We start from the raw sequence: 6,775 nt of genomic DNA on the forward strand, positions 1-6,775 counted from the left end.
GTTTCTACTTGGGCATCACCTGAGCAAGCACTCGATTAAGCTGCTGAGAATTGATCGGTTTCGTGATCACCTCTTGGCAACCGGCGGCAATCATATTTTCTCGCGTCTCTTCAAACGCATCGGCGGTGCAACCAATCAGCACTGGCGGGGTTTGCAGATTAAGCTGAGTAATAATTTGAGAGGCTTGAATACCGTCCATTTCTGGCATGTGGTTGTCCATAAAAATCACCTCAAAGTGCTCAGACTTGACTTTTTCTACTGCCTCAACCCCATTAACCGCCACCTCGCATTCAAACCCGAGCTTAGAAAGAAACCGCGACAGCACCAAGGCATTCATGCGTGTGTCTTCGACAATCAAGGCGCGCATTCCATCACCCAAGTAATCACTGACGACAGCCTCAGTAGACACCGCCTCTTGCTGCGCTGCAGTGCGTATTATCGGTAAGCTGACAATGAACTCGCTGCCGTGACCGAGTTCGCTCTCTACTCGTATTTCACCGCCCATTGCACCCACCAGTTCAGAGACAATAGACAAACCAAGCCCAGTACCGCCAAAGCGGCGCGTAGTATCCGACTCGGCCTGACTGAACGGCGCAAAAATCACCCGTTGCTTGTCTTGGCTGATGCCAATACCACTGTCTTTAATGCGGATCTGCATCGTTTCGGATGAGTCAGAGAGTGACAAAGACAAATCAATACCGCCCTCGGCGGTAAATTTCAGGGCATTGCCGAGCAAGTTTTGCAATATCTGGGTTAATCGGGTCTCGTCTACCCGAATGACTAAATCCACTGGTAAGGTGCTATCGACACGAAAACTCAGCCCTTTCTCCTCGCATAACGGCTGATAAAGCTGACTGAACTTGGCGACAAAAGGGGCGATCTCCACGTCCGTTGCCACCAATTTCAGCTTACCCGCCTCAATTTTAGAAAAATCGAGGATGTCATTGAGTACCGCCAGCATATGTTGACCGGAATCGAGCAAGGTCGCCATGTAGTCGTGCTGCTCGTCGGTAAGGTCTCCTTGCTGTAGCAGCTCACCCACCCCTAAAATCCCGTTCATTGGGGTGCGCAATTCGTGGCTCATCGCGGCAAGGAATTTCGATTTGGCGACGCTGGCCGCGTTGGCTTCCTGCGCTTTTTGCTTGAGTGACTTTTGCAGCTCAACGCGTTCGGTAATGTCACGTTCGACCGCCATAAAGCCCTCAATCTGGTCATCTTTGTCATACAGTGGCGTCAAGGCAAGTTCAATCCAGTACGCCTGCCCCGCTTTGTTGTAATTGACCAACTCGAAAAAGCCCTGCTCTCGGTTATGAATTGCGGTGCGAATCTGGCTGATCACCTCTCGATCACTAAGCGGACCTTGCAAGACATCCCCGGGTTTCTTACCGATCAATTCTTGCTGCTGATAGCCCGTTAAGCGCTCGAAAGCACTGTTGACCCAAAGAATGTGGCCATTGATATCCGCAAACACCACCGCATCACGCATGTACTTCGCGACCCGAGCTAAGCGTGCAGACTCTGCCTCTCTTCTTTTGAGCTCTTCCGATTGGCGCAGTAGCTGCTGCTCCGAGCGATATAACGCTTGAAATGGCGAGACCAGCACCTTACGCCCCAAAAAATAGAGCACAAAGAGCGCCACACCGGTCGCGGTAATCATCCCGGTCAATAGGCTTTGCACAAACTCTCGTTTGACATCCTCAACCAAACTCGGTGAATAACTGTAGAGCAAGGTAAAGGTGGTATCAGTAATCGGGCGCTCGGCGATGGCCCAAGGGAAAGGCGAGGCCATACGCCAGTCAAACTGCGCTTGGCGGATGCCAAACCATCGCGCATCATCATGGCCAAAACCGCTGAAAAACTCCGTGCCTTCTAGAGGCGTGACGTAGGCGGCGATGCCCTCTGAGTAACCGTTGTATTTGACAGGTAGGGTTACGAGCAGAAAATCCGCGTCATGATGAGAAAAAATCGAATAGGAGACCGACTCGAGCAACTGACCACTCGCCACCTCCTGAGCGATAAACGTGCTCACCGCCTGCGGTAACACAATTTCGGAGTAAACTTTATCACCCACAAAGTCATACACGTTGACGAAAGATTGTGAATCGACCGGTTTAAAGCGAGCCAACTTATCCGAGAAGGACGCGGAGTCAGCAACGCCCTCCAACACAGCGCCTAGCAGAATCGGCTGCTCTACGATGTTGGCTAAGCGATCTCGTCTCGACTCTAAATAGGTCTTGAGATAACTGTCTAACGTGGAAAATTTGCTTTTTAAACTCTCGTTAATCACCACTTGCGCCGTTTGCTGTGCTTGATGCTGAACAAACAAAAAACTGGTGAGAAAAAAGACACTCGCGCCCAACAAGATAAACAGGGTGAAGAGTTGCATGCCATTTTTTTTGTCAAACTTTAGCATTGAGCGTGCCCTAACCAAACTGGATTCACTATATTGCTCCTCGGGAACTGCTTTGGATGCATCCCTTGTTGTTATTGTTATTTGTTGCCTGCTACTGAGAGTCGGTCAAGCGCAATTTGACGCCATCGTGCTCGTCGTACATCGCCATACACAAATCCTGTGCCGATAAGGCTTCATGTGCATCCATGTTCTCCCTAGAGATCGGGCTAAACGGGTGTTGGTAGCGTTTGACCAAACCTTGCACCGGCGTCTCTAGTGACTCTAGGGCGACTTTCAATGCGCGTCGGTTGGCAGGCATCTCCTGTTGCCACTCGATGCGGTTTGCTGCTGCGATGAGAACGCGTGTCAGGTCATAACCATGGACAAAACCCGCCGGCGCTTGAATATTGGTTGATGTAAACTGCTCCGGAAACAAGCGGCTTGCACGCTCAAACACCCCTGCTTGGAATGGCGTGAGCGCGTTGCTGTAAAAATTAAAACAAGACTGAACAAAGGTCAGTTGCGCTTTTTCTCGCACCTCAAACGGCACATTTTGCGCGAACTGTCCGCCGGTTATTCCCCAGTGACTGTACACGGGCAGGGAGGCATTGAGCTCGGCCACCGCATCAACAATATTTTTGCCTTCACGAGCGTTACCCACCAAAAGCAAACATTGCGCCTTGTCTTGTTGTGCTTGGCGAACGATGTTTCGCGCGTCTGACGCTTGTATGCCCCAGTCAAACCAAGAGACCTTGACCTCAGCATCCACATCACTGGGCAACGCGCGCATCATCGCTTTGTAGTTTGATTTGCCCCAGCCGGTGTTTTCAAGCACTAGGTGGGGTACTGTGCAACCCTGCTCAAAAGCGACGTTGAGAAGAAATCCGCCCACTTTGGAATCATCGACAGAGAGTCGAAAAATAAAGTTCTGATCACTTTCGAGTGAGCGGGTGATTGGCGTTCCTGCAGCCCAAGGCACCAACGTCAACATGCCTTGCTGGTTGATAAAATCACGGTATTTGATCAACGGCGGAGAGTGCATCCCTGCGACAAACACTAGGGCATTGGGATCGCGCAAAAACTCATCCATATGGCGCTTACTGCGTTTGACGTTGCCTCTGTGATCACGCACGACAAAGCGCACAGGTACGCCGTTGAGTTGGTTATCGACCTCCGCCAGTGCCACTTTCACACCTTGTTCAATCGACTGCGCCGATTCAAGGTGCCCTGTCCTATCTGCATCCAAATAAAGAGTCACGAACTCCGGCTTCGCCGCCCACGTCACACAACTTAACACCGTGGCCACCATGGCCGCAGAAAACCGCATCATATCGACGCTACTCCCTGAATAATAAGACTATCTTAAGCGTAGATGAGCCGAGCCCGTTTGTCAGGGTGACACACGCCGTTTATGCGCCACTTGCTTAATTAACCAATAACAACCCGAGGGACATAACAGCCTATCGACTCATCAAACTCAAAGCTGAGCTCATTGCGGATCGCCTCCAGCTTGTCGGCCTCATAGTGCGAGACATACAAGAGTTGGCTAAGATTTTCACGCGCGATCATCTCTAAACTGTTTTTCACTAACCGACGCCCTAAGTAGTCAAGTCCTTGATAGGGCTCATCTAAAATCAACAGGGCGGGTTGTTTCACCAGCGCGCGAGCGATTAACACCAATCGCTGCTGGCCGTAATCCAGCTCACGGAACGAGCGCTTGGCGCAGTCGGTCATGTGGAGCATGGCGAGCCATTCGTGTGCGGTTTGCAGCTCACGTTTACTCGGCTGCTGATAGAGGCCGATGGAGTCATAAAAGCCCGAGAGAATCACGTCCAGTACGCTGCAACTGACTCGATACTGCAGATGCAATGAAGAGGACACCATGCCGATGTTCTGCTTGATTTGCCAGATGGTTTCACCGCTGCCGCGCTGGTGGCCGAAAATGGTAATATCGTTGGAGTAGCATTGAGGGTGATCGCCAAAAATCAGCCCGAGCAGTGTGCTTTTACCACAACCATTTGGACCTTTAATCTGCCAATGTTGACCTTTATCGATTTGCCAATTGAGCTGGGTGAAGATGGTTTTGTCGGTGTACGCGACCTCCCCATCCTTGATGGCAAACACTGGACTGGGCAGATCATTGCTGTGCTGATGTTTACGCACCAACGCCAACATGTGCTCGCTTTGTTGCTCTGATTGCGATTGCAACTGAGCAATCACTGGGTGCGCATGCCAAGCGGCGGAGGTCATCGTGCTCTCCAATTGTCCGTGATGAAACAGCGCGACTTGGTCAATCCAAGGGGGCAAATCTTCTTCACGATTGAAGGTGACGATAATCTGCACTTGTTGCGCCATTTCTGCCAGCGTTGTCGACAGCGACTCACGATGGGCCACATCCAGACCGGAGAACGGATTATCGAGTACCAACAGATCAGGCTTGCTGGCCAGTGCGCGCGCCAACATCACGCGGCGAGTTTCTCCCGTCGACAACTGACGAAAACCACTGTTGGCTAAATGGCACAAATCGAGCTGACTCATCAATTGATTGGCATACTCAAGATCATCACACTGCTGTTTAACCAAGATTTCAACGCTCGTCCCACTATCGATTCTGTCGAGAAAATCGGTGTCATCATTAGCAATTTCTTCTTCGAGTAATTGCTGCTGGCTCGCTAGCGAGACTTGTGCAACGCGGCCTTCACTCCTGTCAACCGCATCCTGAACGCCTTCAAAGGGGGCATCGCCGCAAAGCAGTGCGCCCAGTTGCGATCCGATATCGCCTTCAGAGCTGAATACGCCCCATGAGTGGCCGTCTTCAATCTCCCATCGTTCAATCTTTAGCGGTGTTAAGTGTTCTGTTGTGTTGAGCTGATGAATGGCAATGCGCATACACGTCCTTTGTTGAGTGTTTTGTTATCCTTATTCGTCCATCATACATAACGCTTTACGAAGTCGATAAAGGTTCGATCCGCAATTGAGAGGTAGCCATCCTTGCGCCAAGCGAGCGCTAAGCTGACAGTGACCGGTTGTGTGAATGGCACACCCACGATCGCTTTTTCATGCTCAGGCACCAACTCCAGTAAAGCGGTAATGGCAAATTCCTGTTTGACGATACTAAGAATCATCGGCAACAAGTTGGTCTCAAACGAGAATTTGAGCGGCTTTTGACACGCTTTGGCTTTTTGCTCCAGATATCCACGGTGAAAATAGCCGGGCTTAAACAGCACCAGTTCGTGCTCAAAAAACTCATCAAAATCGATCGCTTGTCGCTGGGCAAACGGATGCGTTGGGCTGACCACCGCGACCATTTCCGAATCCAGCAAATGATCGGTGGCTAAGTCCTCGGGCACATTTTCACTGTCAATCACGCCAATATCCAGCTCACCTTCGAGTAACATTTGCCGCACCGATCGCGCCCCCGCATCCACCAGCGTCAATTTAAGATTGGGATAGTGGCTTTTGAACGCCATCATAATGCGCGGAAAAAAATAGGACCCCATCATACTCGGAGCGCCAAGCCTGACTTCGCCTTTTTCCAGTCCCTTCATCTCATCAATAGCCAATTTGGCGTCATCTAGTTGCTGGATGATTCGTTTGGCATGCTCGTAGAGCACCTCTCCCTCTGGGGTTAAGGAGATGCGACGGTCTTCGCGGCGAAACAGCTCAACACCCAGCGTCTGCTCAAATTTTCGAATCGCGATACTCAGGGCAGGCTGTGCAATGTGCAAGGCTTTGGCGGCTTGAGTAAAGTGACCATGCTCAGCCACCGCCACAAAATAACGCAAAGGTTTACTCTCCAAAATGGCACTCCTCTGGCCGTCTTAATGAGATCAAAAACATATGACAACGATATTTTTAATATATTTTATAAATCAAGATGAGACTGATAATGTGATCACACTCTCCTGACTGATCACATCCATACGAGTAACCATGATTGAACTGTCTAGCCCTGCGTACAAACGAGTGACTTTCAGCCTAGCGCTGGGCTCCTTTCTGGTGTTTTGTAATCTCTACCTTTTTCAGCCCATGCTGCCTTTTATGGCCGGTCATTTCAGCGTGTCAGAAACCCAAGTGAACTGGATTTTTGCAGCCAGCACCCTAGCGCTGTCCTTTTTTCTTGTGCCTTGGGCGGTCGCATCCGAGTCCACCGGCAGACGCAGCGTTATGTTGCTTGGCCTGTTTGCGATGCCCGTGATTGGTCTCGCCATGTTCTATACTGAGTCTCTGCTGGGCTTGGTTTTACTGCGCGCGATGATGGGCATCGCCTTGGCGGCCTTTGCCTCTGTCGCCGTCGCTTATATGGTTGAAGAGCTGAGCAGCGCTGCGTTTGGTCAAGCGATTGGTGGCTACATTGCCGCGAACTCACTCGGCGGTATCACA

The 6,775-nt window shown here is 50.8% G+C and carries 5 protein-coding genes; 1 reads left to right on the plus strand and 4 read right to left on the minus strand.

Annotated features, from left to right (window positions below; genetic code table 11):
• Positions 1-4: 4 nt before the first annotated feature.
• From AC6R0L_RS17225 to AC6R0L_RS17240, 4 genes are all read right to left on the minus strand, one after another.
• Positions 5-2,413, minus strand: a complete 2,409-nt coding sequence (locus AC6R0L_RS17225) for an ATP-binding protein (protein WP_500629934.1) — start codon at positions 2,411-2,413, stop codon at positions 5-7.
• A 91-nt stretch (positions 2,414-2,504) separates the two neighbouring features.
• Complete coding sequence (locus AC6R0L_RS17230) at positions 2,505-3,722, minus strand: ABC transporter substrate-binding protein (RefSeq protein WP_500629935.1); 1,218 nt, start codon at positions 3,720-3,722, stop codon at positions 2,505-2,507.
• Positions 3,723-3,820: 98 nt separating this feature from the next.
• Positions 3,821-5,281: a molybdate ABC transporter ATP-binding protein ModF gene (modF, locus tag AC6R0L_RS17235; protein WP_500629936.1), complete on the minus strand. Its 1,461-nt coding sequence runs from the start codon at positions 5,279-5,281 to the stop codon at positions 3,821-3,823.
• A gap of 41 nt (positions 5,282-5,322) precedes the next feature.
• Entirely contained in the window at positions 5,323-6,192 is an 870-nt protein-coding gene (locus tag AC6R0L_RS17240; protein WP_500629937.1) for a LysR family transcriptional regulator, read from the minus strand.
• Between the two features lie 133 nt (positions 6,193-6,325).
• On the opposite strand from AC6R0L_RS17240, the gene AC6R0L_RS17245 reads away from it, so the two are divergent.
• Positions 6,326-6,775: MFS transporter (locus AC6R0L_RS17245; protein ID WP_500629938.1), on the plus strand; the 450-nt coding region annotated here is incomplete at its 3' end.

This window comes from Vibrio sp. R15-SG3-ISO1A (genome assembly GCF_059833955.1).

Bases quoted from the DNA above. Each gene is read 5' to 3' on its own strand.
- AC6R0L_RS17225 (WP_500629934.1), bottom strand. From the start codon at position 2,413: ATGCTAAAGTTTGACAAAAAAAATGGCATGCAACTCTTCACCCTGTTT.
- AC6R0L_RS17230 (WP_500629935.1), bottom strand. From the start codon at position 3,722: ATGATGCGGTTTTCTGCGGCCATGGTGGCCACGGTGTTAAGTTGTGTG.
- modF (WP_500629936.1), bottom strand. From the start codon at position 5,281: ATGCGCATTGCCATTCATCAGCTCAACACAACAGAACACTTAACACCG.